The organism is Arthrobacter pascens, from assembly GCF_030816475.1.
GTDB classification, from domain to species: Bacteria; Actinomycetota; Actinomycetes; order Actinomycetales; family Micrococcaceae; genus Arthrobacter; species Arthrobacter pascens_B.
In genome coordinates, this window is the sequence record NZ_JAUSXF010000001.1 from 474,023 (window position 1) to 494,756 (window position 20,734).

General features: G+C 65.1%; 19 protein-coding genes and 1 pseudogene. 8 read left to right on the forward strand and 12 right to left on the reverse strand.

Annotated features, from left to right (window positions below; genetic code table 11):
- Positions 1-2: 2 nt before the first annotated feature.
- From QFZ40_RS02165 to QFZ40_RS02175, 3 genes are all read left to right on the forward strand, one after another.
- On the forward strand, positions 3-371 hold the full coding sequence (locus QFZ40_RS02165) for a J domain-containing protein (protein WP_306902603.1): 369 nt from the start codon (positions 3-5) through the stop codon (positions 369-371).
- Positions 372-420: 49 nt separating this feature from the next.
- Positions 421-798, forward strand: a complete 378-nt coding sequence (locus tag QFZ40_RS02170; RefSeq protein ID WP_306902604.1) for a hypothetical protein — start codon at positions 421-423, stop codon at positions 796-798.
- A 421-nt stretch (positions 799-1,219) separates the two neighbouring features.
- The gene (locus QFZ40_RS02175; RefSeq protein ID WP_306902605.1) at positions 1,220-2,779 is read left to right on the forward strand and encodes a glycoside hydrolase family 1 protein; all 1,560 of its coding nucleotides are present in this window, start codon (positions 1,220-1,222) and stop codon (positions 2,777-2,779) included.
- A gap of 10 nt (positions 2,780-2,789) precedes the next feature.
- Here the strand turns inward: QFZ40_RS02175 and QFZ40_RS02180 are convergent, their stop codons facing one another.
- From QFZ40_RS02180 to QFZ40_RS02190, 3 genes are all read right to left on the reverse strand, one after another.
- Complete coding sequence (locus QFZ40_RS02180; protein ID WP_306902606.1) at positions 2,790-3,920, reverse strand: App1 family protein; 1,131 nt, start codon at positions 3,918-3,920, stop codon at positions 2,790-2,792.
- A gap of 70 nt (positions 3,921-3,990) precedes the next feature.
- Positions 3,991-4,722 carry a DUF72 domain-containing protein gene (locus QFZ40_RS02185; RefSeq protein WP_306902607.1) on the reverse strand — a complete coding sequence of 244 codons (732 nt, stop codon included), beginning with the start codon at positions 4,720-4,722 and terminating at the stop codon, positions 3,991-3,993.
- A 1-nt stretch (position 4,723) separates the two neighbouring features.
- Positions 4,724-5,458, reverse strand: coding sequence for a GAF and ANTAR domain-containing protein (locus tag QFZ40_RS02190; protein ID WP_306902608.1), 735 nt, complete (start codon positions 5,456-5,458; stop codon positions 4,724-4,726).
- A 171-nt stretch (positions 5,459-5,629) separates the two neighbouring features.
- Between QFZ40_RS02190 and QFZ40_RS02195 the strand changes: the two genes are divergently transcribed.
- From QFZ40_RS02195 to QFZ40_RS02205, 3 genes are all read left to right on the forward strand, one after another.
- A complete protein-coding gene (locus QFZ40_RS02195; protein WP_306902609.1) occupies positions 5,630-7,438 on the forward strand; it encodes a glycoside hydrolase family 15 protein in 1,809 nt (602 codons plus the stop codon).
- A 112-nt stretch (positions 7,439-7,550) separates the two neighbouring features.
- Positions 7,551-7,841: a hypothetical protein gene (locus QFZ40_RS02200; RefSeq protein WP_306902610.1), complete on the forward strand. Its 291-nt coding sequence runs from the start codon at positions 7,551-7,553 to the stop codon at positions 7,839-7,841.
- Complete coding sequence (locus QFZ40_RS02205; RefSeq protein WP_306902611.1) at positions 7,841-8,560, forward strand: HAD family hydrolase; 720 nt, start codon at positions 7,841-7,843, stop codon at positions 8,558-8,560. The genes QFZ40_RS02200 and QFZ40_RS02205 overlap by 1 nt, the downstream gene beginning before the upstream one ends.
- Here the strand turns inward: QFZ40_RS02205 and QFZ40_RS02210 are convergent.
- The gene (locus QFZ40_RS02210) at positions 8,549-8,815 is read right to left on the reverse strand and encodes a hypothetical protein (RefSeq protein WP_306902613.1); all 267 of its coding nucleotides are present in this window, start codon (positions 8,813-8,815) and stop codon (positions 8,549-8,551) included. The genes QFZ40_RS02205 and QFZ40_RS02210 overlap by 12 nt on opposite strands.
- Before the next feature lie 166 nt (positions 8,816-8,981).
- Between QFZ40_RS02210 and QFZ40_RS02215 the strand changes: the two genes are divergently transcribed.
- Positions 8,982-10,163 (forward strand): zinc-dependent alcohol dehydrogenase, encoded by a 1,182-nt coding sequence (locus QFZ40_RS02215; protein WP_306902615.1) that lies wholly within the window; start codon positions 8,982-8,984, stop codon positions 10,161-10,163.
- Between the two features lie 112 nt (positions 10,164-10,275).
- On the opposite strand, the gene QFZ40_RS02220 is transcribed toward QFZ40_RS02215, so the two are convergent.
- The 6 genes from QFZ40_RS02220 to QFZ40_RS02245 form a co-directional block, all read right to left on the reverse strand.
- On the reverse strand, positions 10,276-10,635 hold the full coding sequence (locus QFZ40_RS02220) for a VOC family protein (protein WP_306902616.1): 360 nt from the start codon (positions 10,633-10,635) through the stop codon (positions 10,276-10,278).
- Between the two features lie 75 nt (positions 10,636-10,710).
- Complete coding sequence (locus QFZ40_RS02225) at positions 10,711-11,871, reverse strand: serine hydrolase domain-containing protein (protein WP_306902617.1); 1,161 nt, start codon at positions 11,869-11,871, stop codon at positions 10,711-10,713.
- Positions 11,872-12,001: 130 nt separating this feature from the next.
- A complete protein-coding gene (locus tag QFZ40_RS02230) occupies positions 12,002-12,823 on the reverse strand; it encodes a bifunctional allantoicase/(S)-ureidoglycine aminohydrolase (RefSeq protein WP_306902618.1) in 822 nt (273 codons plus the stop codon).
- Entirely contained in the window at positions 12,820-14,172 is a 1,353-nt protein-coding gene (locus QFZ40_RS02235; RefSeq protein WP_306902619.1) for a DUF6986 family protein, read from the reverse strand. The genes QFZ40_RS02230 and QFZ40_RS02235 overlap by 4 nt, the downstream gene beginning before the upstream one ends.
- Before the next feature lie 3 nt (positions 14,173-14,175).
- Positions 14,176-15,789, reverse strand: a complete 1,614-nt coding sequence (gene aceB / locus QFZ40_RS02240; protein WP_306902620.1) for a malate synthase A — start codon at positions 15,787-15,789, stop codon at positions 14,176-14,178.
- A 38-nt stretch (positions 15,790-15,827) separates the two neighbouring features.
- Positions 15,828-17,270 (reverse strand): NAD-dependent malic enzyme, encoded by a 1,443-nt coding sequence (locus QFZ40_RS02245; RefSeq protein ID WP_306902621.1) that lies wholly within the window; start codon positions 17,268-17,270, stop codon positions 15,828-15,830.
- A gap of 209 nt (positions 17,271-17,479) precedes the next feature.
- On the opposite strand from QFZ40_RS02245, the gene QFZ40_RS02250 reads away from it, so the two are divergent.
- A complete protein-coding gene (locus QFZ40_RS02250; RefSeq protein ID WP_306902622.1) occupies positions 17,480-18,235 on the forward strand; it encodes an IclR family transcriptional regulator in 756 nt (251 codons plus the stop codon).
- A gap of 20 nt (positions 18,236-18,255) precedes the next feature.
- On the opposite strand, the gene pucL is transcribed toward QFZ40_RS02250, so the two are convergent.
- Positions 18,256-19,164: a factor-independent urate hydroxylase gene (gene pucL, locus QFZ40_RS02255; RefSeq protein WP_306902623.1), complete on the reverse strand. Its 909-nt coding sequence runs from the start codon at positions 19,162-19,164 to the stop codon at positions 18,256-18,258.
- A 240-nt stretch (positions 19,165-19,404) separates the two neighbouring features.
- Positions 19,405-20,647 (reverse strand): annotated as a pseudogene (gene ligD / locus QFZ40_RS02260) (non-homologous end-joining DNA ligase).
- Between the last annotated feature and the right edge of the window lie 87 nt (positions 20,648-20,734).

A 20,734-nucleotide genomic window follows, 5' to 3' on the forward strand; every position in this document is an offset into this window, starting at 1 on the left:
GTATGGATACCTTCCAGGATCACTACGCCGTGCTGGGTGTGGCGCCTGCCGCCACCCAGCAGGAGATTTCGCGTGCCTACCGGGCACTCATGCGCACGCACCATCCAGATATCGACGGCGGCGCCGGGGCAGGAGGCGCAGGCGCGGATCGGGCGGTCCAGAACGCCGAGCTGCTGAAGATCATGCAGGCCTTCGCTGTCCTCCGCGATCCGGAACGGAGGGCAGCCTATGACCGCAGCATGTCGGGCCGGACAAGGAGTGGCGCCGCTCCGCAGAACGTCCCGGTCCGGAAGGTACGCAAACCCGCAGGATCAGCCCGCGACACCATCCGGATCACCCCGGTACGCTGGGAAAGCGGGCCATGGGCGTGATGCGGGTACCAGTTGAGGCAGTCACAACCGCAAGGAGGCGGACAAAACCATGAGCGAGTGGCGTCGCTACGATTCCCACCTGATTCCCACATTCCATGAGCGTTTCGAAGAGCGTTGGGGCAAGGGAACAGCCCCGTTCCTCGATCCGGAAGCCTATGAGCAGCCGGTTCCACGCGCCCAGTGGATCAACCCCTCCACCGGCGCAGCACTCGCAGTGGTTCCGGTGTGGACAGTCGACGAACGGCAGCAGCGCTCGTTCGGAGTCTTCTATCTTCCACCTGCCGGCGACATCTGGGTGCTCCGGCCGGGATACACCGGCTACCTTGAACCGGCGGACGGCGAAACAGAACACCTGGTGACGCTCCGGAACGACGCCTTCCGGAAAGCCGTTGCCCATGCCAAGGACTTCCTGTTCGGCACCCAGTAGCCCAACGGGTTCGGCTTCCCGTACTCAAATCCTGGCCCTCCATCCGTGATATCCGGCCCGCCGCTGCCCAGCAGGCTCAGCGTGAGGACTCGACGTCGGCCATCAGGTCCTCCACTGCCCCTGCCAGGTGTGCATCGGACACCTGTAGGTTGCCAAGGGCAGACCCTAACAGCAGGCCCCGGCAGCAGGCCCCGAAGCGGTCGCGGCAACCTGGCCCACCGGCCGGCAACGGTGGCAACTGATGCCCTCGTCAGCAGCTCCGGCATATGCCATTCTGAGACTTACCCTTAGGGGAGATCAGCAAAGGAGCCGGCCATGTTCACGCCAGGAGGATCGGGAGTCGTGCGAGGATATGGTGCGGATATCGGGGTCATCGACTCCGCCGGCAACTTTTCCTCCGTCACTAGGGGCTGATTCCACCATGCATATCACCGCCAAGGAGCTGGCAGCGCTCATCCCGCCGGACTTCACGCTAGGCGTGGGTACCGCCGCATTCCAGATCGAGGGTGCCCTCGATGAGGATGGACGGGGTCCTGCTGGCTGGGACGTCTTCTCCGCCAAGCCCGGGGCCATCGTGGGCGGCGGCAGCCCCGCCGTGGCGTGCGACCACTACCACCGCATGCCGGAGGATGTGGCCCTCATGAAGCAGCTGGGCGTTGATTCCTACCGGTTCTCCCTGTCCTGGCCCAGGATCCAGCCCACGGGCAGCGGTCCGGTGAACCCCGCGGGACTGGCCTTCTACGACCGGCTCCTCGACGAGCTGCTGGCCAGCGGAATCTCCCCGATGATGACGATCTACCATTGGGATACGCCGCTGGCACTGGACGACGCCGGCGGCTGGCTCAACCGGGACACTGCCTACCGCCTCGCCGAGTTCGCCGCCATCGCCGCCGCAGCCTACGGCGACAGGGTGGCACGGTGGGTGACGATCAATGAGCCCGCCACCGTCACCACCAACGGCTACGCACTGGGCCTGCACTCGCCCGGTGAGGCACTGTTGCTCAAGGCATTGCCCACCGTGCATCACCAGCTGCTGGGCCACGGCCTCGCCGTCCAGGCCTTGCGGGCTGCAGGCGTGCCCGGCGAGATCGGCATGACGAATGTGTATTCGCCAATGGTTCCCAACTCGATCAATCCCCTGGACAAGCTGAGCGCCGGCATTATGGACCTCGCCCAGAACCGGCTCTATGCGGATCCGGTGCTCCTGGGCAGATATCCGGACCTCATCCGGGCCGCACATTTTTTTGGCTCCTTTGAGCATCCGGACGAGGATATGGAGATCATCTCCCAGCCGCTGGACTTCTACGGGCTCAACTATTACATGCCCACCAAGGTGGCGGTAGGAGCCGGCGAGGGTGTTATTCCCGCCGGGATGGCGGAAGCAATGGGGGACGACCTTACGGCGGCGTCCGGCGGGACCCCTTTCCATGTTGAAGCCTGGCCGGAAGCGGACACCACGGCCTACGGCTGGCCGGTCAAGCCGGACTACATGGGAGTGGCGCTGAAGGAAATGGCCGAACGCTATCCCAACCTGCCGCCGGTCATCCTCACCGAGGGAGGCGCGAGCTTCGAGGACATCATCGTCCGCGACGAAGCGACCAACAGGACCTTCATCCCGGACGAGCGGAGGCTGAAGTACCTTTCAGACCACATCGAGGCCGCGCTGCGGGCGACGGCCCCGGGCGGCGAGGCCGAAGCGATCGACCTGCGCGGCTACTACGTGTGGTCGCTGATGGACAACTTCGAATGGTCCGCCGGCTACAACCAGCCCTTCGGCCTGCTGCACGTGGACTTCCAAACCCTGGAACGGACACCAAAGGCGTCCTATTTCTGGCTTCAGGAACTCATCGAGGAACGGAACCTTGCCGCATCCGCGGTTGTCGCCGTCGCCCGCGCCATGGGGCCGGACCCTGTTGAACTGGACCCTGTTGAATCGGAAGCCCCCGACGACGGCGTCCCCGCGCTGGATGCCTCAGCCTAGTTTGCCGGTCTCAGAGGAGGTCAAGGGTGCTCAGTTGCTTCGCCATTCCGGCTCCGTCCGGTGAGTAGATCCACGGCACCACGGAGGCGCTGTGGTCGCCGGTTTCCGAGTGGCCGCCGGCGAATACCGACTCGCTGATGGAAAGCTGCCGGATCGCGATGGCAGCCACCTTGTCCGCATGCTCCTGGGCGAAGCCCGAATAGATCTGCTCGTCGTGCTGGCCGTTGTCACCGATCAGGAGCCAGCGCATGTCGGGGAATTCCTTGGCGAGGCGCTCCAGGTTCAGGTGCTTGTGTTCGCGCCCGCTGCGGAACCACCGGTCCTGGGTGAGTCCCCAGTCCGTGAGCAGCAGGGCTCCGGCAGGGTACATGTTGCGGTTCAGGAACCGCGCCAGAGTGGGGGCCGCATTCCAGGGCCCGGTGGAAAGGTAAATCACCGGCGCGTCCGGGTGTTCAATGGTCAGCCGGTCCAGCAGGACGGCCATCCCGGGAGTGGCCATCCGGGCGCGTTCGCTCAGCACGAAGGTGTTCCACAGAGCCAGGAACGGGCGGGGAAGCGCGGTGACCATCACTGTGTCGTCAATGTCGGAGACGATGCCAAACTTCACGTCGGGGGCAATGACCCTGATCAGGGCCTCGGCCGGCTCGGTGCCTTCTGCCTGCAGGACTGCGGTGTGCCAACCCGGGGAGAGCTGGACCTCAACCACGGTGTCAATGAGACCGCCCCGGTCCGCCTTGACCTGCGTCACGACGTCGCCGATGGTGATCTCCACATTCGTGAACTGCACAGGAACACTGGTAAAGGCCCGCCAGCCGCGCACGTTCTGTGTGCCGTTGCGGGCGGCGTGCTCCGCGTGGCTGCCGGGAGCGGGTTTCCTGGTCAACAGAACGCGGCCCAGGACCCGGACCCAGCCGGTGGATCCATACCCCTGGTAGGCGATGGTCTGGGGAACAAAGTTCCAGCGCCTGACCAGCTGGATGCGGGCGCCGTTGACGACGTCGGAAAGCCGGTGCGCCAGCCGGAAAGCGTGGTTACCGGAGACGGCTGTGCTTGGTGGTGCGCTGCGTGCCGTGTCCTCTGACGTGCCTAGGGGCGCGTTTCCCGCTGCATGGTGTGATGAGTTTTTCGGGGCCCTGTCCATCCCCCCACTCTGCCACAGCGCGGACGGATGTGCGGTGGGCTGCCGGGCGGGCGGCAGCACCATGGCTTCGTCAACCTTCGCCCAGGAACCCGCGCAGTGTTTCGGCGTTCCGGACGGCGTTCCCGCCGCCGTCGTTGTTGAAGTACACAAACACATCCTTGCCCTGTCCGTTCCATTCGCGGATCCGGTCCGTCCACCAGCCCAGGTCGGCATCGGAATACGATCCGCCGTACAGGTGCTGGTGGTCCGGACCGTGCAGCCGAACGTAGGCAAACGGAGCGGTCGTCCGCAGAATGCACGGGAGGTTGGCCCCGCTCATGATGCAATAGGCCGCCTGGTGCCGCTCCAGCAGGCTGAACACCTCCTGGTGCTCCCAGCTCGGATGCCGGAATTCGACGGCGACGCGGATCCACCCGGGCACAGCGGAGAGGAAGTAGTCCAGCCTGGCATCGTCCCGCTCCATCTGCGGCGGCAGCTGGACCAGCAGGACGGCGCGTTTGTCTCCCAGCTCATGCCAGCACCGGGCAATCCGCTCCAGCCATACTTCCGGTCCGTACAGCTTCCTGCCATGCGTCAGCCCGCGCGGGGCTTTGACGGACATCATGAAGCCCGGAGGGAGCCGGCTGCGCCAGCTGGCGAACGACGTGTCCCGTGGCCAGCGGTAGAAGCTTGCATTCAGCTCAACAGTGCCGAACCTGGCTGCATAGTGCTGCAGCCTGTCCCTGGCCGGAAGCCCGGGAGGATAGAGCACGTTCTCCCAGTGGTCGTAGCTCCAGCCGGACGTGCCGATGTGGATCCCCAAGTCAGCTGAAGTGGGTCTTCAGCGGGCCACTGCCGGCCGATTCCACTATCGCGGCGGCCACTTCCCTGAGTTTCACGTTCCGGGTGCTCGATGCGGATTTGATGAGCTCAATGGCCTCGTCCTGGCTGCAGCGGTTTTGGGCGATGATGATGCCCACGGCGGTGTCAATCACGGTACGGGAATCAAGTGCTGCCTTGAGGTTATTCGCGGCATCCGAGTGCTGGGCGATCCGAACGGCCAGGGATAGTCCCTTAGAGGCCTGTGCCACATAGCTGACTGCATGCTCCACAGCACTGGCATCGAAGGCATGCGGCCGATCCGAATAAAGGTTGAGCCCTGCCCGGGCCTCATCGCCGGCCAGTTCAAAGGGGACCGCCAGTACAGAGCGGATGCCGTGTTCCAGTACCGTTGCCGAGTAGTCAGGCCAAAGGGTCTCTGTCTGGAAGTCGGGGATATGCACCAGCACCCCCTGCCGGGCACAGCGGAGGCAGGGCCCGTCGCCGTAGTTGTACTGGAGCTCGTCCAGCTGTCGTGCCCGTTCGCTGCTGCTGGCCACGGTGGCTGCAGTCCGGTGCCGCAGCAGTGTGATGCCACAGAGCACTTCGCCACGCGGCCCTGAGAGGTTCTCGGCGGTGAAACGGGCAAGTTCGTTGAGGAAGTCCTCAACGTCCTGGGTGTCCAGGAGGAGGTCCTGGATCTTCTCCATGATGGACCCTGTGCGCGAAGCCTGTTCCATGGATGCCTCCGGTCCTGCTGTACATGGCTTGCTGTACCAGGCACAAACCGGACCCTACGCCCGGCTTGGCAGACGGCCAGTGCCACTATGTTTCGGCAGCTGCATTACCCTGATTTCAGGCTACACCTCTTTGCCCAGCTGCCTCCCGGAATCATGTGACAGTGTATGGGGATGGCGCGAATTGAAGATTATGCTGTCGTCGGCGACCTCCACACGGCTGCGCTGGTGAGCACGGCCGGTTCCATCGACTGGCTTTGCCTGCCGCGCTTCGACTCCCCGGCCTGTTTCAATGCCCTCCTGGACACTCCGGAGGCCGGACGCTGGCTGCTGGCCCCGGCGGAGGGCGGCACCTGCACCCGACGCGACTACGTTCCCGGAACACTGGTCCTGGAGACTGAGTGGGAAACCCGCGACGGGACGGTCCGCGTCATTGATTTCATGCCCCCGCGCGACGAGGTGGCGGATATTGTGCGGATCGTGGAAGGCGTCAGCGGAAGCGTCAGGATGTACGGCGAGCTGGCACTCAGGTTCGACTACGGCCACATAGTTCCGTGGGTCCGCAGGGACAAGCATGGCCTGCACGCAATCGCCGGCCCGGATGCAGCCTATTTCGTTACTAAGGCGCCCATCCATGGGGAGAGCATGCGCACCATCAGCGACTTCACTGTCCGGGCCGGGGAACGTGTGCCTTTCGTGCTGACCTGGGCGCCAAGCCACGTTGACCGCCCGCACAGCGTCGATGCCGAAAAAGTGCTTGAAACAACCTTGGCCTTTTGGCGCAGCTGGGCCTCCCAGTGCACCTTCAAGGGAAACTATCAGGACGCCGTCATGCGTTCGCTGGTGACACTGAAGGCTCTGACCTACGCCCCCACCGGCGGCATCGTGGCCGCGGTGACAACATCCCTGCCCGAACAGCTCGGCGGACCCCGGAACTGGGACTACCGGTACTGCTGGCTCCGGGACGCCACCATGACGCTCCAGGCGCTCCTGGCGGCCGGGTACACCGATGAGGCCGCTGCGTGGCGCGACTGGCTGCTGCGTGCCGTGGCAGGCGACCCCGCGGACCTGCAGATCATGTACGGCATCCACGGTGAACGGAGGCTGCCCGAGATGGAGCTGCCCTGGCTTGCCGGGTATGAGAATTCGACTCCAGTGCGGATCGGAAATGGCGCGGCGGAGCAGCTCCAACTCGATGTGTGGGGTGAAGTCCTCGATTGCCTGGCGTTGACGCGCAATTCGCTGCTTAAACATACGGACGAGGCCTGGGACCTGCAGGTGACGCTGATGCAGCATCTCGAGACCATCTGGGACCGGCCGGACAACGGACTCTGGGAAATGCGCGGGCCACGCCGCCATTTCACCCACTCCAAGGTCATGGCCTGGGTTGCCGCCGACCGGATGGTGAAGGGAGTCCGGGAGTTGGGATTGCCGGGCCCCGTTGAGCGCTGGGAGGCACTCCGGGAGACCATCCACCGCGAGGTGATGGCCAACGGATTCGACGCCGCACGCAACACCTTTGTCCAGGCGTACGGACGTCCCGAACTGGATGCCAGCCTCCTGCTCATTCCCCGGGTCGGGTTCCTGCCCCCGGACGATCCGAGAGTCGTGGGGACCATCGACGCGATCCAGCGCGAGCTCACCGAGGACGGTTTTGTGCTGCGTTACCGTCCAGCGGAGAGCGACGACGGACTCCCGGGGGACGAGGGCGTATTCCTTGCCTGTTCCTTCTGGATGGTGGAGGCGCTCCTCGGCGCGGGCCGCCGTCGGGAAGCAACCGAACTCTTCGAACGCCTGCTGGAATTGCGCAACGATGTGGGCATGCTGAGCGAGGAATGGGCGGTCAGGGCGGGCCGGCAGCTTGGCAATACCCCACAGGCATTCAGCCACTTCGGGCTGGTGACCAGCGCCCTGGAGCTCCATCACGATACGGTACGCAGGAGTGATACGCCCATTCCTCCGGCGAGGGAAAAAGTGACGTAAGGCGTGCATGGGGGCGCAGGACTTCTCCTTGAAGCAGTAAGTAAGTATACTTACTAACACTTCATGAGCGCTTCCAACAAGCACTGCGCCGTGACTGACGGAGGTGGTTGTAATGGCCGGATATTTCGAACTGGTAGATGCGCCTGACGGTGGCTACCGGATCAGGATGCTGGATGGATCAGGAAGCCTGATGGCCATTTCGGTGACATTTCCCACCAAGCGTGCCGCCGTGGCTGGAGTGGCGATGGCTCGGGAGATTGCAGGGACAGGCTTGATTCGTGACCGCAGCCGTGACGGGGCGGGATCCATCATCAGGGATGGCGTGCGCGGCGTGCCGTCCGCCAAAGAGGATGCCCGTCCCCGCGGCAGGAAGATGTCAGGAGCCAGGGCCGCGGTCAGCTGATGGCGTTCGGCGGCGACGGACAGGCGGGCACCTGGCGGCGGCGCGGGGTCCTGTTTGACGTGGACGGCACATTGGTCGATTCGGCCTACCTCCATACGCTCGCATGGTGGCAGGCGTTCCGCCAACAGGGGCATGATGTGCCCATGGCCTCCATCCACTATTGCGTGGGGATGGGCGGGAGGCGGCTGGTGGATACCCTCCTCCCTGCGAGCCGCGATAAGGCCGTCGACGACGAAATCCTCACCAGCCATGCTGCACTTTTCGCCGCGAGATGGACGCAGCTACGCCCTTTTGACGGATCTAAGGAACTTCTGGCGCAGTGCCATGCAGGCGGGCTTGCGGTTGTGCTCGCATCCTCCGCGCGCAAACAGGACCTGGAGGCCGCCAGGAGGGCTTTGGATTCGGACGCATTCATCCACGCCGCCACCAGCGCCAATGACGCGAAGGCCAGCAAGCCCGCGCCGGACATCCTGGTCGCCGCTTTGAAGGCCGCCAGCCTTGAAGCGTCCAATACCGTGTACGTGGGCGACGCCGTGTGGGATATGCAGGCCGCTGGGGCGCTGGGCATTCCGGCGGTCGGATTCAGCTGCGGCGGCAGGAGCGCCGCCGAACTGACCAATGCGGGTGCCATCGAGGTCTACGAAGGGCCGCGCCAGCTTCTGGCCAGCCTGCATTCGAGCGTCATCGGCCGACTGCTTGCGCTGGAATCACGGGCCTGACTGCACTGTGCCCGGCTCGCCCATACTTTCCGCCACGCTTTCATCCGCCACTGCTGGTTTCGCCCATGACACGGCCACCTCGACGGAGCCGTCGTCGTTCCGCTCCACCTCGGTAACCACCTCGTAGACGGTCGCGCCCATGGCCAGAATCTTCGCTCGGTAAGTGGTAATCAGTTCCTCCAGGCTGGCTTCGGTCCATTCGCCGGGCCGCATCCGGGTGGAAATCTCGACAGGTTCCGGCTGATAGAGCGTCATGACAAGTCCTCTCTCGTTTTTTCGCTGGGCAGAAACAGTTCCCTTCCTACGCTAGGAGCGTTGGCTCATCACCACAAGGAATGTCATAAGTTTGCTTACTTTTTTCCTGTGGAGTTGTTAGCGTCGAATCACAGGCAAGTCGCCGGCGGCACACTGGGAGGCAGATATGAAGGCCCTTACGTGGCAGGGAAAGCGTTCAGTGAGCGCGGAGGATGTGCCCGATCCGGTGATCCAGGATCCCGGGGACGCCATCGTGAGGATCACCTCCACAGCGATCTGTGGTTCAGACCTGCACCTGTACGAAGTCCTCGCCCCGTACATGCACAAGGGGGACATCATCGGTCACGAACCGATGGGCGTCGTAGAAGAGGTGGGCAGCCGCGTCACCAGCCTTCGGCAAGGCGACCGGGTGGTCATCCCTTTCAATATCTCTTGCGGACATTGCTACATGTGCCGGCAGGGGCTCCAATCCCAATGTGAAACCACGCAGGTCAGGGACAAGGGGACAGGTGCCGCCCTGTTCGGCTACTCCGAACTGTACGGCTCTGTTCCCGGCGGCCAGGCCCAGTACCTGCGGGTGCCGTATGCCGACTACGGCCCGGTGAAGGTAGGCCAGGAGCTGCCCGATGAACGCTACCTTTTCCTCTCCGACATCCTTCCCACCGCCTGGCAGGCCGTGGAGTACGCCGACGTTGCTCTCGGGGGCACCCTGGCGGTCCTCGGGCTGGGCCCGGTAGGCCAGTTCGCTGCCCGCATCGGAATTCATCGTGGCCTGCGCGTTGTGGGAGTCGATCCCGTTCCGGAGCGCCGGCTCATGGCAGCCCGGCACGGGACCGAAACCCTGGACTACAGCAAGGACGTGGCGGACGAACTGCGGGAGATGACGGACGGAAGGGGGCCCGACGCGGTGCTGGACGCCGTCGGCATGGAAGCCCACGGATCCCCGGTGGCAGGCTTCGCCCACCAGGCGCTGGGTCTGCTGCCGGACAAGCTCGCGCGAAAGGCGATGGAAACAGCAGGCGCGGACCGACTGGCGGCGCTGCATACCGCCATCGCCGCAGTACGCCGCGGCGGCACCGTCTCGCTCAGCGGCGTGTACGGAGGACAGGCAAGCCCCATGCCGCTCCTGAGCATGTTCGACAAGCAGGTCCAGTTGCGCATGGGCCAGTGCAACGTCCGCCGGTGGACCGATGAGCTGCTTCCACTGGTGGAGGACGACGCCGATCCGCTGGGTGTGATGGACCTGGTCACCCACCGGGGGACGCTGGATGAGGCGCCCGCCCTGTACGAGAAATTCCAGAAGAAGGAAGACGGCTGCATCAAGGTGGTCCTCAAGCCCTGGGACTGACTGCCCGGGACAGCAACGCGGGGTCACTTACGGCCCATCATGCACGGCACAATGGGCGGTAAGTGACCCCGCGTTGTGTGCTGAGGCCCTGGAACGGAGCGGTGGACCGGGTTTACGCCTTGCCCACGTCCACCACGCAGAAGCGGTTCCCGTCGGGATCGGCCAGCACGATGAAATCTGGGTCCTCCGGGTAGAGATCCCAGTCCACAATGGTGGCCCCGAGGTCGAGGAGGCGGGCCACCTCGGCGTCCTGGTGGTCTGCATAGAGGTCCAAATGGATTCGCGGGTGCTCCTGCACCGGGGTCTCGCTGAGCATCAGGGCGAGCCGGGCGCCGCCGCCTGCGTGCGGGACCAGGACCACCCAGGTGTCATCGCCGTCTTCACGGGGGACATAGCCCAGGGCATCGCACCAGAACGCGGTGGCACGGGCAACGTCTTCCACTCCAAGGACCGTGGTTCCGATAGTCAACATGCTTGTATGCTTCCCTGCCTGCAGCCGGTAGGCAACACCCTGCAGCGGGCAGCCCCCGTTTTCAGTACCGGCCGCTCAGCACCAGCCGTTCAACGTCTCGGTCGCCACAGCCTCCATTTCGGAGATCAGGGGGTTGGCTTCCAGCGTGGGCGGATCCGGCGGGTACGTAACGGCCAGGGTGAGCTGGCGGGTGCCGTCCTCACTGGTCATGGAGACAGTCCCATAGCCGTCGATGTCTCCCCGGTGGCCGTAGTAGAACCGGTTGGTGCAGCTGTCCTGCCACTTCGACAGGCCCTGGCCGTAGCTTTCCCTGTCCGGTCCCCGCATCTCCATCACTGTCCCGGGGGACAGGAGCTTGCCCTGAAGGAGTGCAGCGTAGAAGATGTTGACCTCTTCGACAGTGGACACGGCTCCTCCCGGCGCCAGCTCGGACAGCAGCGCCGGCTGTGTGACATCCACGCGCTTGCCGTCCACCATGATGTACCCGTGAACCATGGTGGCCGGCGCAGCCGTGCCGGCGGGCAGGTGTGTGTTTTCGAGGCCAAGGGGATCTGCGATGTCGGCTTTCAGGACCTCGGCAATCCCCCGGCCCCGGAGCCGTTGGACGATCAGGCCCAGGGCAGAATAGTTGGAACTGGAGTACTCGAACCCTTGGGCCAGCCGCGGCTCCCAGGGCACCGTGGCGGCCAGGGCGAGCTGCTGCTCCAGGCTAAGGGGCCTGTTCAGGATGTCCTGCGGCGGTCCGGACCTCATCAGGGGAACGAAGAAGTCGGGCAGGCCGGACGTGTGGGTCAGCAGTTGGCGAACCGTGACCGGCCCAGGCGGGTGGAGAACCTCGCCGAATTCCGGCAGGTAGGCGCTGACCTGTTCGTCAAGGCTCAGCCGGCCCTCTTCGGCAAGTTTCAGGACCGATACCGCCACCATGGATTTGGTGATGCTTGCCACCTCGAACTGATCGGACGCGAGCGCGGGCTCCTTGGTGTCCAGGTTCCGGACGCCGGCCCCGTGCGACCACACTTCCCCGCCGTGCCGGACTTCAATCAGCACTGCCGGGGCGCCGTCCTCCAGCATCCGGCGGCTGAAATCCTCCAGCCGGGCGTATCGCGCGGCCGTCTCCTGCTCGTCGGGCGGGCGGGGATCGTCGGTGCATCCGCCCAATACTGAGCACGCCAGCAAGGCCGCGGACAAAGCAGCCGCCATCCGCAACCTCGAACGTGCCAGCCTGGCTCCGGACATGGCTCAGATCGTTAGTGCCGTCCTGCGCCACGGCGGCTCAACGGCGCGGTACCACCATGCTCCTCGGGCCCTGGAACGGGGTCAAGGCCAGGTGGTCCACGGATCCGGCGTCGGGCGTTGGCCCCCGGTCCTACGTCAGGCGGATCTGACGGTTGACGTCTTTGTAGAGGAGGTACCTGAAGGGACCGGGACCGCCGGCGTAGCAGGCCTGCGGGCAGAAGGCCCGGAGCCACATGAAGTCGCCGGCCTCCACTTCCACCCAGTCGTCGTTGAGGCGGTAGACAGCCTTTCCTTCCAGAACGAACAGTCCGTGCTCCATCACGTGCGTTTCGGCGAAGGGGATGGACGCGCCAGGCTGGAACGTGACGATATTGACGTGCATGTCATGCGCCAGATCGTCAGGGTCCACGAACCGGGTGGTGGCCCAGGCGCCGTTGGTGCCGGGCATCGGACGGGGCTCCACGTCCTGGTCGCGGGTGACGAACGATTTGGCTGTATGTCCCTCAAGCACTTCGTACGCCTTGCGGACCCAATGGAAAGAGGCTGCCTCCCCGCCAGCTGGCGCGTCGTTCCTGACCTTCCAGTCGGAGCCCGCAGCCAGGTAGGCGTAGCCCCCGGCCTCCAGGCGGTGGATCTCGCCGTCGAGCGTCAGGTTCAGCGAACCCTTCGTCAGGAAGATGACGCCCTCGACGCCGGCCTCCGCCTCAGGCCTGTCGCTTCCGCCGCCGGGTGCCACCTCCACGATGAGCTGGCTGAAGGTGGTGGCGAATCCCGCGATGGGGCGGGCGATGATCCAGGACCGGGTCTTGTCCCAGCCCGGCAGGTTGGATGTGACGATATCTCGGAGCACGCCCTTGGGGATGACCGTGTAGGCCTCCTTGACCACGGCACGGTCGGTGAGGAGCTGGGTCTGCGGCGGCAGTCCGCCCTCGGGGGAAAAATAGGTGCTCATGAATCTGCTCCCTGTGTTGATGAACCCTGCGCTGGTGAAGGCTGCGCTGTAGAGGTTTGTGTTGTTGAAGTCTGTGGCGAGGATTTCGCGGCGAGCCCCGGGTGTGCCAGCCCCGTGAGCCGGGACAGCCCCACGCCGGCGAGCGCCTGGACCTCGTCGGCGCCGACGGCGCCGCACTGGACGCCGCGCAGCACAAACGCCGCGAGTGCCCGGGCGGTCGCCGGCTCATCCATGACTCCGCCTTCAGTCTGCTCCACATAGTTGCGAAGCCGTGCCGTTGCTGCCGGAAGTCCCTGCCGGTAAAACCCGTACGTGGCGGCAAAGCGGCTGGGCAGCTGGGCAGGGTGCAGGTCCCAGCCCTGGTAGAAGCCACGCTCCAGGGAGCGCTGCACCAGCCGGCCGTGGAGCCGCCAGGCGTCCTCGACGTTGTCCCCCGCAGGGATGATGTTGGTGGAGCCGTCCGAGAGGCGGATCCCGGTTCCGGCCACGGCCAGCTGCATGGTTTCCTTGGCGAAGTCGGCGACGGGATGCTCCATGGACTGGTATTCGGCCGAGATCTGCAGCGAGGCGCTGTAGTCGTAGGTGCCATAATGCAGGGCGCTGATGCGTCCGGGAACGACGTGTGCAAGCTTTGCCACCGGCGAGGTTCCGTCCGGGCCGAGGATGAGCTGCGGCGTTTCCACCTGCACCTCGAACCGCAGCCGGCCGTGGGGCAGGCCATGGACTTCCTCCAGGCGGGCGACGGCGTAGTCCATGGCCTGGACCTGGGCCACGGTGGTGACCTTGGGCATTGTCAGCACCAGGCCGCGCGGCAGCTCTCCTGCGGAAGCCAGCGCGGAGACGAACAGGTCCAACGTCCTCAGGCCCCGGGTACGCGTGGCGGCCTCGAAGCACTTGAAACGGATCCCGATATAGGGCGGCGCTGTGCCTGCGGCGACGGCGTCGGCAACCATGCCGGCGGCAGCAACGGCGTCGGCGTCCTCTGCATCGTCACCGCGGTTGCCGTAGCCGTCCTCGAAGTCCAGGCGCAGGTCCTCGATCGGTTCGTTTGCCAGCTTGTTCGCTACCCGGGAGGCGACAGCGGCGCCGAGGGCAAGTGATTGACCCAGCAGCCAGCCAAGCCGTTCCAGGCCCCCGTGCGCCTCCGCGGTCCTGACGGCCTGCTCTCCCCAGTCCGCCGCGAGCGACGGCGTGAAGCGGTCCGCCGGGACGTAGACGGTATGGACGGGCTGGCGGGAACCGTCGTCACCCGGGTAGCGCAGCTCCAGCTGGCGGTCGGTTTCGGCCAGCTGGCCGTCGATCCTGGCAAGGTCCGCGGCGCTGAGCGCCTGGGTCGGGGATGGCGCCATGACTCAGCCCACCAGTTCGTAGGCCGGGGTAGTGAGGAAATCGGTGTAATCCTCGGACAGGCAGATGTCCGCGATCAGTTCGCTGGCCGGCTGGTAGTAGCGACGGAAGGCTTCATCCCCGAACTCGGTGCGGAGACGTTCCGTTTCCTCGCCCAAAATGCGCTCCACCAGCTCCCGGGTCACGGTGTTGCCGGTATCGGCCAGGACCGACTTGTTGCGGATCTGCTGCCAGACCTGCGAGCGGGAGATTTCCGCGGTGGCGGCGTCCTCCATGAGGTTGTGGATCGCGACGGCCCCGTTGCCGGAGAGCCAGACGGCTGTGTAGGCGACGGCGACGTAGAGGTTCAGCCGCAGTCCGGCCTCGGTGACCTGGCCATCGGCCGAGGCGATGTCCAGCAGCTGGTCAGCGGTGACGGAAACCTCGGGCCGCTGCTTGTCCAGCTGGTTGGGGCGGCCTCCATTTTCGGGGTCGCCGAGGACGCCATCGAAGACTTCGCGGCAGACGGGGACGAGGTCAGGATGGGCAACCCAGGAACCGTCGAAGCCGTCGTTGGCTTCGCGGGTCTTGTCTGCGCGGACTTTGGCGAAGGCCGCCTCCGTGACCTCGGGGTGCCGTCGGTTGGGGATGACCGCGGCCATGCCGCCCATCGCGAAGGCCCCCCGTTGGTGGCAGGTCTTGACCAGCAGCTCGGTGTAGGCCCGCATGAAAGGAGCGGTCATGGCAACCGAGGCGCGGTCGGGGAGCACAAATTCCTCGCCGGCGTCGCGGAAGTACTTGATGATGCTGAACAGGTAGTCCCAGCGGCCGGCGTTCAGGCCGGAGGCGTGATCCCTGAGTTCGTAGAGGATTTCGTCCATCTCAAAGGCTGCCGGGATGGTTTCGATCAGTACGGTGGCACGGACGGTGCGCTGGTTAAGGCCCAGGAAATCCTGCGCGAAGACAAAGATCTCGTTCCACAGCCGGGCCTCAAGGTGGCTTTCCATCTTGGGCAGGTAGTAGTACGGGCCGTGACCGTTGAGGACCAGTTGCTTGGCAACGTGGAAGAAGTGCAGGCCAAAGTCAACGAGCGCCCCGACGGCAGGTTCCCCGTCGATGAGCAGATGCTTTTCCGGCATGTGCCAGCCACGGGGCCGGGCCACCACGACTGCCAGCGGAGCGTCGGTGCGCAGGGCGTACTGCTTGCCTTCGTCTGAGGTGTAGCTGAGCGTGCCCTGGGCTGCGTCACGGAGGTTGAGGATGGAGTCGATGACGTTGGTCCAGGTGGGCGTGCTGGCATCCTCCAGGTCGGCCAGCCATACCTTCGCCCCCGAATTCAGTGCGTTGATGGCCATTTTCGCTGGAGACGCCGGGCCGGTCATTTCTACCCGGCGGTCCTGCAGGGCCGTGGGCGCCGGCGCAACCTGCCATTCGCCGTCGCGCACGTCCCTGGTCTCCGGCAGGAAGTCCAGCTTGCCGGTCTCCGCAACCCGCTGGCGCTTAACCCGGCGGGCGGCGAGGAGCTCGTTGCGGGTACCGGCGAAGCGCTGGTGGAGTTCCTCCAGGAACGCCAGGGCCTTGGGGGTGAGGATCTCCTCCGCGCGGTCGATTGGCCGGGGATCTGTGACAGTGATGGCCATTTCTGGTCCTTTCCTTTGGCTGCGAAACTGGCGGTGAATCAGGCGGAAGCTGAGGCGGCACCGGAGGCAAGGGCCGCCGCCGTGTCCCGGGCTTCGGCTGCAGCGTGGGCTGCTGCAGCCACGGCTGACGCGACGTCCGCGGCAACGTGTGGATCAAAGACGCTGGGGATAATGTAACTGGCATTGAGCTCATCGTCAGCGACCCGGCTGGCGATGGCCTTCGCGGCGGCCACCAGCATTTCGGGCGTGATATCGGAGGCTCCGGCGTCCAGGAGCCCCCGGAAGAAGCCAGGGAACGCCAGTACGTTGTTGATCTGGTTGGGGAAGTCGCTGCGTCCGGTGGCAACCACTGCGGCGTGCCGGGCTGCGGCCACGGGGTCAATTTCCGGCGTCGGGTTGGCCATGGCGAACACGATGGCGTCCTCGGCCATCGACGCCACCTGTTCCTCGCCGATCACGTGCGGCGCGCTCACCCCGATGAAAACGTCCGCACCCTTGAGCGCCTGGTGCAGCGTTCCGGCGAACCCCTCCTCATTGGTGTTGGCGGCGATCCAGCTGCGGTGCTCGTCAGTGTAGTCCTCGCCGGAATGGATGGCGCCGGAGCGGCCGGCGGCAACAATATGCCGGGCCCCTTGGGCTTTGAGCAGCTGGATGATGGCGCTGCCTGCCGCACCGACGCCGGACACCACGATCCTGACCTCTTCCAGATTCTTGCCCACCACGCGGAGGGCATTGACCAAGGCAGCCAGTGTGACGATTGCCGTACCGTGCTGGTCGTCGTGGAAGACCGGGATGTCCAGTTCCTCCCGCAGGCGGTTCTCGATCTCGAAGCAGCGGGGGGCCGCAATGTCTTCGAGGTTCACCCCGCCGTAGACAGGGGCGATGGCCTTGACGATCCTGATAATCTCCTCGGTGTCCTGGGTATCCAGGCAGACAGGCCAGGCATCCACGTTGGCAAACTGCTTGAACAGGGCGGCCTTGCCTTCCATGACCGGCAGGGCCGCGGCGGATCCGATATTGCCGAGCCCCAGGACGGCCGATCCGTCAGTGACAACGGCAACGGTGTTGCGCTTGACGGTCAGGTTTCGGGCCATTGCCGGATCCTCGGCAATGGCCAGGCAGACGCGGGCGACGCCGGGTGTGTAGGCACGGGAGAGGTCGTCGCGGTTGCGCAGGGCTACTTTCGGGACAACGTCGAGCTTGCCGCCCAGGTGCATCAGGAAGGTGCGGTCGGAGACTTTCCGGACCGAGACGCCGTCGAGCGCGTTGAGGGCATCCTTCACGCGGGCGGCATGGTCGTCGTCAGTGGTGTTGCAGGTGACGTCGACGACGAGCGTCTCGTGGTGCGATTCACTGACGTCCAGGGCTGTGATGGCTGCTCCGGCCGCGCCGACGGCTGCGGCCAGTTCGCTGGTGGCAGAGAAGCTGGACGGTGCTTCCACGCGCAGGGTGATCGAATTTCCGGGACTAGGGTTCGCCATTGAATGTCCTCCTGTTGGGCCTGTCGGCTGGCTGGTGCTTCATTCTCAATGTTTTCGTATCATGGATATTATTATCTACTTTGTGGAAATACAAGCCCACTGAGTTCGTCGACGGCTTCGGGGCTGTGATGTATGTTGGGACTTGAAGGGCAACTCTTTTCACGATGCGGATAAGAGTTGTCGGAACTTAGGCCCGCGGGAGAGCAAGAATGGCTGAAAAGGCCCCAGGTGGCGTGCAGTCGGTTGAGCGCGTCTTCGAACTGTTGGAACTGATCACTGATGCCGGCGGGGATGTCACGCTGAGCGAACTTTCCTCCTCCACGGATCTTCCGCTGCCCACCATCCACCGGCTCCTCCGAACCCTGGTCACGCTGGGCTACATCCGGCAGCTGCCCAACCGCCGGTATGCGCTCGGGCCCCGCCTGATCAGGCTGGGTGAAGGTGCGAACAAGCAGCTCGGCGCCGTGGCCCGCCCGCAGCTGAAGTCCCTGGTGGACCGGCTGGGGGAGACCTCCAATATGGCAGTGCTCGACTCCGACATGGTGATCTACGTGGCCCAGGTCCCTTCCCTCCATTCCATGCGGATGTTCACCGAGGTGGGACGCCGCGCCCATACCCACGACACCGGGGTGGGAAAAGCCATCCTGGCCCAGCTGGATGACGAGGCAGTCCGCGGCATCGTGGGCCGCACCGGCATGCCCACGCCCACTGCCAGGAGCATCGGCGACATCGATTCCCTCCTTGCCGACCTAGGCCGGATCCGTGAGCGCGGCTACTCGATTGATGAGGAAGAACAGGAACTCGGGGTCCGCTGCTTCGCCATGGCCGTGCCCAACGCCCCGACCCCCACGGCGATCTCCGTCTCCGGGCCGGTGTCACGCGTGGACCAGTCCTTCGGCGAGCGGGCAGTTCCGCTCCTGCGCGAAGCCGCCCAGGCCATCTCGAACGAGCTCAACCGCAACTGACCCGAGCCGTTGGCAGAGCCTTAGCAGAAGCCCGCGATGCCGGCCCATGCCATGTCCGCCCGCGTGGCGTCGTCGCGCTGGACGGTGGCCTCGATAAGGCCGTAGGGGCGGTCGGCCGCGAAGAAGACTTCGTTGGGGTTATCCAGGCCGAACGGGGAGAGATCTACCAGGAAATGGTGCTTGTTGGGCATCGAAAACCTGATCTCATCGATCTCACTGTGGGCTTCCAGGACTTTGGTGCCCATGTCGAAGAGGGTCTGCTGGAGGGCGTGCGAGTACTTCTCGGTGAAGCCTTCGAGCAGGAGGGCCTTGACGTCGTCGTAGTTCTTGTTGAAATCCAGCGCGCGGAAGTCAATTCCGGTCTTGTAGCGCCAGCGGGCGGAAACGTCGGTGGCCAGGATGCGGTCGGCGGTTTCCGGGAGAGTGGTGTATTTGTCCTTGGGATACCCCACAAAACCGGACTGGGTGGACTTGAGGACCGTCAGGTCCTTGAGCCCGGAAAGGAGGTGGGCCGTGGCGCCGTCGCGCACCAGGACAGCGGTCCGGACTTCCTGGCCATTGCGGACGAAGGAGTGGTCGTGCTCCGCGCCGTGGGCCCGGATCCGGTCCCAGCTGTACGATTCCGCCTCCCAGCGGCCGCCGCTCACCCAGTCGAAGCTGGAGGTGAAGTGATTGCCGAGGCGCAGCAGGAAGGCCTCCGGGGAGCCAACACCTTCGCGGGCAAAGGCGTAGATGGTGTTCTTCTGGGTGTCCGTGGCCACCACGTGGGCGTTGTCGCCCTCACGGTGGGCGGCCTCGAAGTCACCGCGCAGCTGCGAGGTGACATTCAGGTCTTCGATCTCGTGGCGGTCTGTATCTCGGGTGATCTTGACGACCCGGACTTCGGCCTTTCCGTACTGGTTCTGGCCGAGGACGATCTTGTTGTTCATGGTCTGTTCCCAACTTCCGGTAAGTGGAACCAACGTTCCATCACTGAAATTAAGCGCACATGTCGAGCGCATTTCCGGTGGAGCCGACCCAACAAAAAAGAGCCGGCATCCATTGATGCCAGCTCATTACGACCCTGCCTGCTGCTCCCAGGTTACGTGACCCAAGCCACGAACTGATTTCCACAGTAGCCCAGCATCGCTGCGCTGTACATCACCCACAGAAAATTCGGATTCTGCCTGCTACTGCAGGCGCCCCGGCCATTCCTTGCCCGCCCAGGGGTCGTAATCGGCGATGAGCTCCTCCTGTGGCGGGGCGCTCCGCTTCCGGGATGTGTTGCAGGTTTACCCGCACCCGGTACCAGAGCGAGCTTGATCCGCGCATTCCGTCGATGAGCACATCGGCCGGGTGCAGGGCCGAAAGAACGTCGCGGTGCCGGGCCTTCCATTCGTCGAGCGCCGCGAGGGCCTCAGGCTTGGTCTTGGTGCGGGCCACCTCGAGGAGCGGCATCGTCGACTGGCGGCGGCCTGAGCCGTCGCCGCCGCGTGGCGGCTTCTCTGCGGGGCCGAGTTCGTCGGCCAGGGCGAGGAGCCCTTCGAGTGTTCCGACGGCGTCGTCGATACCCGCGTGAGGGTCGCCAATGTCGGCGAAACGCCCGGGCATCGTCCGGACAGTGAATCGTTCCGGGCGGGCCGAGCGGACCTCGTCCCAGGTGAGCGGCGCCGACACCCGGGCGTCGGGCAGGGCCCGGACTGAATATGCTGACGCGACGGTACGATCCTTGGCGTTCTGGTTGAAGTCGACGAACACACTCTCGCCGCGCTCCTCCTTCCACCACCGCGCCGTCGCGAGCCCCGGAGCACGGTTTTCGACCTCGCGGGCAAGGGTCTCGGCGGCGAGCCGCACGTCCCGGTATGACCACTGCGGTGAGATGCGCACCAGGATGTGGAGTCCGCGCGACCCGCTGGTCTTCGGCCACCCCACCAGTCCCGCATCCTCAAGGACCTCCCTCGCGACGTACGCAGTGTCCACGATCTGGGACCAGTCGACTCCCGGCATCGGATCGAGGTCGACGCGGAGTTCGTCGGGGTGCTCCAGGTCCTCGGCGCGCACGGGATGCGGGTTGAGGTCCAGGCAGCCCAGGTTCACAACCCAGGCCAGGCCTGCGGCATCCCGGAGAACAGCCTCTTCCGCCGACGTCCCGGACGCGTAGTGCAGCGTGGTCGTGTCGATGAAGTCGGGATGGTTTTCCGGAACGCGCTTCTGGAAGAACGGCTCGGCGTCGATGCCTTTCGGGAAGCGCTTGAGCACCATTGGCCGGCCGCCGGCGCCGCGGAGCGCACCCTCCGCGACGGAGAGGTAGTAGTGCACCAGGTCAAGCTTGGTCAGTCCGGGCTCGGGAAACACGACTTTGTCCGGACTCGAGATGCGAACCTCGTGGCCGGCAATGGTGAGGATCTCGGCCGGGGTCTTCGACGGGTTCATGCCGCCACGCTAGCAACGATCGGGTGCCGCAGCCAGGCCGGCGGCGGGGCAAAGACAAGCGCCCCGGACATCTCCGTGGCGCTTGGG

Bases quoted from the DNA above. Each gene is read 5' to 3' on its own strand.
- QFZ40_RS02165 (WP_306902603.1), top strand. From the start codon at position 3: ATGGATACCTTCCAGGATCACTACGCCGTGCTGGGTGTGGCGCCTGCC.
- QFZ40_RS02170 (WP_306902604.1), top strand. From the start codon at position 421: ATGAGCGAGTGGCGTCGCTACGATTCCCACCTGATTCCCACATTCCAT.
- QFZ40_RS02175 (WP_306902605.1), top strand. From the start codon at position 1,220: ATGCATATCACCGCCAAGGAGCTGGCAGCGCTCATCCCGCCGGACTTC.
- QFZ40_RS02180 (WP_306902606.1), bottom strand. From the start codon at position 3,920: ATGGACAGGGCCCCGAAAAACTCATCACACCATGCAGCGGGAAACGCG.
- QFZ40_RS02190 (WP_306902608.1), bottom strand. From the start codon at position 5,458: ATGGAACAGGCTTCGCGCACAGGGTCCATCATGGAGAAGATCCAGGAC.
- QFZ40_RS02195 (WP_306902609.1), top strand. From the start codon at position 5,630: ATGGCGCGAATTGAAGATTATGCTGTCGTCGGCGACCTCCACACGGCT.
- QFZ40_RS02200 (WP_306902610.1), top strand. From the start codon at position 7,551: ATGGCCGGATATTTCGAACTGGTAGATGCGCCTGACGGTGGCTACCGG.
- QFZ40_RS02205 (WP_306902611.1), top strand. From the start codon at position 7,841: ATGGCGTTCGGCGGCGACGGACAGGCGGGCACCTGGCGGCGGCGCGGG.
- QFZ40_RS02210 (WP_306902613.1), bottom strand. From the start codon at position 8,815: ATGACGCTCTATCAGCCGGAACCTGTCGAGATTTCCACCCGGATGCGG.
- QFZ40_RS02215 (WP_306902615.1), top strand. From the start codon at position 8,982: ATGAAGGCCCTTACGTGGCAGGGAAAGCGTTCAGTGAGCGCGGAGGAT.
- QFZ40_RS02220 (WP_306902616.1), bottom strand. From the start codon at position 10,635: ATGTTGACTATCGGAACCACGGTCCTTGGAGTGGAAGACGTTGCCCGT.
- QFZ40_RS02225 (WP_306902617.1), bottom strand. From the start codon at position 11,871: ATGTCCGGAGCCAGGCTGGCACGTTCGAGGTTGCGGATGGCGGCTGCT.
- QFZ40_RS02230 (WP_306902618.1), bottom strand. From the start codon at position 12,823: ATGAGCACCTATTTTTCCCCCGAGGGCGGACTGCCGCCGCAGACCCAG.
- QFZ40_RS02235 (WP_306902619.1), bottom strand. From the start codon at position 14,172: ATGGCGCCATCCCCGACCCAGGCGCTCAGCGCCGCGGACCTTGCCAGG.
- aceB (WP_306902620.1), bottom strand. From the start codon at position 15,789: ATGGCCATCACTGTCACAGATCCCCGGCCAATCGACCGCGCGGAGGAG.
- QFZ40_RS02245 (WP_306902621.1), bottom strand. From the start codon at position 17,270: ATGGCGAACCCTAGTCCCGGAAATTCGATCACCCTGCGCGTGGAAGCA.
- QFZ40_RS02250 (WP_306902622.1), top strand. From the start codon at position 17,480: ATGGCTGAAAAGGCCCCAGGTGGCGTGCAGTCGGTTGAGCGCGTCTTC.
- pucL (WP_306902623.1), bottom strand. From the start codon at position 19,164: ATGAACAACAAGATCGTCCTCGGCCAGAACCAGTACGGAAAGGCCGAA.